Raw genomic sequence first — 4,489 nt, 5'->3', positions numbered from 1 at the left:
CAGATGGCCGTTATCTTCGGCGACCGGTTCGCAAGGGCGATGAACGCCTGAAACTGAAATCCGCCCCGCCGAGCACGAAATTCCGGATACTCCCCTCCCTTTTGTTCATCAGGAGGGGCGGCTTTCGGTGACAAGTGGCCCCAGTCGCGGCCCCGGGGCGTGGTCCCCTTTCACCACAATACCAACGCCCCCATCGCTCCATCGGAATCATTCCATCGTGCTCCGAAGCCCCCAGTCATCCCCATCTTCATGCTCACGAGTCGGAGCGAGCACCGCCCAGAGAGGCGACACGACTTCTAATTGCGACGATGAGCGCAATGCCGATCAGGACCGTTGCAAGCGCGAAGGTGATCCGCATGCCATCGGCGATGGCTTCAGGGCGCGCCGCCGTCATGTCAGTCGTCCGTGATGCGAGCGCGAACACCGCGCCCATGACGGAGGCGCCGGTGATGAGCCCGAGGTTGCGCGAAAGGTTGAGCATCCCGGAAACGGCACCACGCTGGTCCGCAGCGATGCCGGTCATGATGGCGGTGTTGTTGGCCGCCTGGAACAGTGCATAGCCAGTGGTGATGATGACGATGGGGCCGACATAGCCGGCAACGCCGAGCGCCGCCGGGATCACGGACAACAGGCCGCACCCCGTGCCGATTCCCACGAGCCCGAGGACGACCGAGCGCCGCGCGCCGAAGCGGTCCACGAGGCGCCCGGCGGGCACGCCGGCCAGCGCGGCGGTCAACGGACCGGCCGACAGGACAAAGCCGACCCGCGCGGTGTCGAGCGCGAGGAAGTGCGCAAGGTAGAACGGCCCGACCACCAGTGTCGCCATCATCACCGCCGAGACCAACACGCCTGCGGCGAGGCCCGCGCTCAGGGTCGGATTGCGGAACATCCCCAATCGGATCAGGGGCGAGGCCGCCCGCGCCTCGGCGCGCACGAAAAGGCCGACGCCGACGGCCGCCGCCAGCAGCAGAGCCGCGTTGAGCGCACCAAAGCCGCCGCGCCCGATCGTCATGGCCAGCGCATAGGCGCCGAGCGTCAGGGCAAGCAGCAGCGTACCGACATGGTCAAAGCCGGCCCGGTCCGCCACCGGTGCCGCGCGGTCGGCGGGCAGGTGGCGGCGGGCGAGAAACAGCGCCAGGACACCGAGCGGAAGATTGATCAGGAAGATGGCTCGCCAGCCGAAGCCAGCGATCAGGACTCCGCCGAGCGACGGACCGAGCGCGGTGCCGATCGCCGACATGGTGCCGAGCAACCCCATGGCGCTGCCGGTTTGCGCCTTTGGCACCATCTGGCCGACGAACGCCATGGCGAGGGCCATCATGACGGCGGCTCCCAGCCCCTGCGCCGCGCGGGCAGCGATCAGCAGCCAAAGCGTGGGCGCGGCACCACAGAGGAGCGAGGCCGCCGTGAACAGGACGATTCCCGCCAGCAGCAGCCAACGCCGGCCGACCATATCGCCAATCCGACCGACGCTGACGATCAGCGTGGTGCTGGCGAGCAGATAGGCGACAACGATCCATTGGACCTGCTGGAAGGAGGCGCCGAACGCCTGCTCCAGCGTTGGAAGGGCTATGGTGGCAATGCTGGTGGCGAGAGAGGCCAACAGTGTGGTGACGGACAGACCGGCAAGCGCCCATCGAACCGAGAGCGCCCGTTCGACGCCCGCGGTGGCCGTCTGATCGTGGCGGGCCATCATGGGCGCCTGCCCCGCACCAGACACTTGATGGCGACCTTGACGCCGCCCTCGGTTTCCACCGGCTGCTCGACGTGGCCGGCTTTCTCGACGAGGGTCTCTCCGCCCGACGCGGCGACCACCTGCTCCGCCGTGTAGAGCACGCCGGGATCCTGAGGGTCGCCACAGCCGTGCTCCGGATTCGCCGGAACCTGGCCGACCACCAGGAACGTGCCACCCGGTACCACCGCGCGTACCGTCCATCCCTGCTCCGCCCACCAGACGGTGTTGCGTCCCTCGCCAGCGGCGCGGTCCAGAGCCCGGCCGGGCAGCAGGTCCACCACCTCGGCAACTAGGACGTGGTTTGCCTCGACGGCCCAGATGAACTCCGGGGCGGCGTAGCGCCGGTTCCAGTCCCCGCGTTCCATTGGTGTCATCATGAACTCCGATCTCCGTGTGCTCCCGTCATGGGGGCTCCGAGAGACTTGGTCCCGCGCTTGACATGGCGGAAGGCGCAACGCTTGCACTGTATTCGTGCATGAAACGCCGTATCTGACGGTGCTATGGTCGATGCATGGCACGGCCCGATCTCAACCTGCTCGTCACGCTCGACGTCCTCCTTGCGGAAGGCAGCGTCGCGCGCGCCGCCCGGCGGCTGCGGCTCAGTCCTTCAGCGATGAGCCGAGCGCTGGCACGGTTGCGCGACACGACCGGCGACCCGCTGCTGGTGCGGGCCGGACGCGGTCTCGTCCCCACGCCACGGGCGCTCGAACTCCGCGAACAGGTCAGCCGGCTGGTGCGGGATGGGGAAGCGGTGCTGCGGCCTGCCGAGAAGCTCGATCTCAAGCGGCTCGTGCGACTGTTCACGTTGCGGACAAGCGACGGCTTCGTAGAGAACTTCGGACCGGATCTCATCGCTCGCGTTGCCGAGGACGCTCCCGGCGTGCGGCTGCGCTTCCTTCAGAAGGTGGACAAGGACAGCACACCGCTTCGCGATGGAACCGTCGATCTGGAAACCGGGGTCGTGGGCACGGCAGCGGGTCCGGAAGTGCGCACGCAGGCCTTGTTCCGAGACCGCTTCATCGGCGTCGTGCGCATCGGCCACCCGCTCTGTCGGGGCGACATCACCGCCACCCGCTACGCCGCCAGCAAACACATCCTCGTCTCGCGGCGGGGCCTCGACGGGGGGCCGATCGACGAGGCCCTGCGGCCGCTTGGCCTGGAACGGGACATCGTTACGATCGTCGGCGGCTTTTCGACCGCGCTGGCCCTGGCGCGAGCCACCGACCTGATCGCGAGCGTTCCTGAGCGGCATACGGGAAAGCTGCGTGCGGGCATGCACAGCTTCCCCCTGCCAGTCCTCGCGCCGGAGATTACGGTTTCGATGATGTGGCATCCGAGGCTTGACGCCGACCCCGCGTATCGCTGGCTCAGGGGCTGCGTTCGCGACGTTTGCTCCAAGTCATGAGCTGACTTGGCGCCCGGTTCAAGTCTGCCGTCCCTTTCCGCTACATCATCCCTGCCTGCCGGCCTCCCAGATTGACGCGAACAGCGACGGTAGACTCATAAGGGGAGGCTTCGGCTACTCCTTGTGACTGCGGGTCAGAATGAAAGGCAGGAGGCCCTCGTGCCGGCGGGCCTCCCCGTGGCTCGCCGCCGACAGGTTGTCGAGCGCCTTGATGACCTCAGGGGAGTCGAGCACACCGGCAGCCGCACCGAGCGAGCCCACTACCTGGTAAGCGTCGGCACAGTCCTGACGAAGACGTTGGAGTTCCTGAAGCAGAGCGTCCGTGTCGCCGAAGGCGCGGGGCGCCTCGAAATCGTCATCATCCTCAACCTCGTCCTGCCGTAGAACGTCGAGAACACTGCGACTCTCATCCGATGGTGCGGGCTGGGGGCGATCCGGGAACGCGATGCCAGGATCGACGCCCTGGCGAAGCCGGTCTACTTCGTCGCAGGCCGCCTCGAATGCTGGCACGAGAGGCGCGAGGTCGTCGGCGACGCGCTGCCCAGTGACGGTCCGTTCACCAAGGGCATGGTAGTGCAGCCACTTCCGGCGCAGATTCGCCAACGCCGAGCGCTCCCAAAGGCCTGGTGAAGGGCTGTCGCCGGGCGCTTGGCAGGCCCATTCATCCACTTCGGCCATGCCTTTGAGAGCGGCGATGACAGCCACACTGGTCTGCCCGTCCAAGCCGGCGACGCGGAGCGCGTGTGCTAGCGTATCCCATCCCTCAAAGGAAAGGTGGCGCTGCGGCGTCACGGATTCGCCACGCTCCACTCGTTTTACCACATCGACGATGTCGCGAGCAGCGTCCTCAAGCATCCGGTTGCCGAAGTGGATGTGCAGCGGCGGAGGAGCGCGTTCGGTGTCCTTGCTCATCTACCCCTCCATTGGTGTCGGCGGTCGGCGCTATCGCCCGGAGATCCCAACGTCGCCTTCATCCAACTCGACTGCTGCGGCCCGGCGCAACTCGGCCAGCGTCTGCAGACAGCACTGCATCTGGCCGACAAGGCGTCCAAAAAGCAGCTTGCCAATGCCGGGAACCGGGACACGGCAAGTTCTGAACGATAGCGGAAGGCCGAGGGACTCCTTGCTCCGATGAGCCTGCAAATTCATGGCTCGTGCATCACAACGGTCGCAATATAGTGTGTTCAGACCGCCTCGCCCAGTCCGCCCAGGACCGATGGTCCCAAGCCCGGCGTCCCCTTTCACCACACTCCTATCGGCGGATGTCGCCCTTTCCCGGGCGGTGGGATCGTCCACTTTTCGCCGATATCGTTGAAAAAGTCGGGTGCTGATCGAGTGCTGCTGCGCCG

Annotated in this window: 4 protein-coding genes; 1 reads left to right on the top strand and 3 read right to left on the bottom strand. The window is 66.7% G+C overall.

What is annotated here, in order from left to right:
* Positions 1–253: 253 nt before the first annotated feature.
* Positions 254–1,696 (bottom strand): MFS transporter, encoded by a 1,443-nt coding sequence (locus J2852_RS31115; RefSeq protein WP_209883143.1) that lies wholly within the window; start codon positions 1,694–1,696, stop codon positions 254–256.
* Complete coding sequence (locus J2852_RS31110) at positions 1,693–2,112, bottom strand: hypothetical protein (protein WP_209883141.1); 420 nt, start codon at positions 2,110–2,112, stop codon at positions 1,693–1,695. The genes J2852_RS31115 and J2852_RS31110 overlap by 4 nt, the downstream gene beginning before the upstream one ends.
* Before the next feature lie 134 nt (positions 2,113–2,246).
* Here J2852_RS31110 and J2852_RS31105 point away from each other — a divergent pair, with 134 nt between their 5' ends.
* A complete protein-coding gene (locus tag J2852_RS31105; RefSeq protein WP_209883139.1) occupies positions 2,247–3,140 on the top strand; it encodes a LysR family transcriptional regulator in 894 nt (297 codons plus the stop codon).
* Positions 3,141–3,254: 114 nt separating this feature from the next.
* Here the strand turns inward: J2852_RS31105 and J2852_RS31100 are convergent, their stop codons facing one another.
* Positions 3,255–4,052, bottom strand: a complete 798-nt coding sequence (locus J2852_RS31100) for a hypothetical protein (protein ID WP_209883137.1) — start codon at positions 4,050–4,052, stop codon at positions 3,255–3,257.
* Positions 4,053–4,489: the final 437 nt, after the last annotated feature.

This window comes from Azospirillum soli (assembly GCF_017876165.1).
In the GTDB taxonomy this organism is placed as follows: domain Bacteria; phylum Pseudomonadota; class Alphaproteobacteria; order Azospirillales; family Azospirillaceae; genus Azospirillum; species Azospirillum soli.
This window is presented reverse-complemented; position numbering and strand designations above follow the sequence as displayed.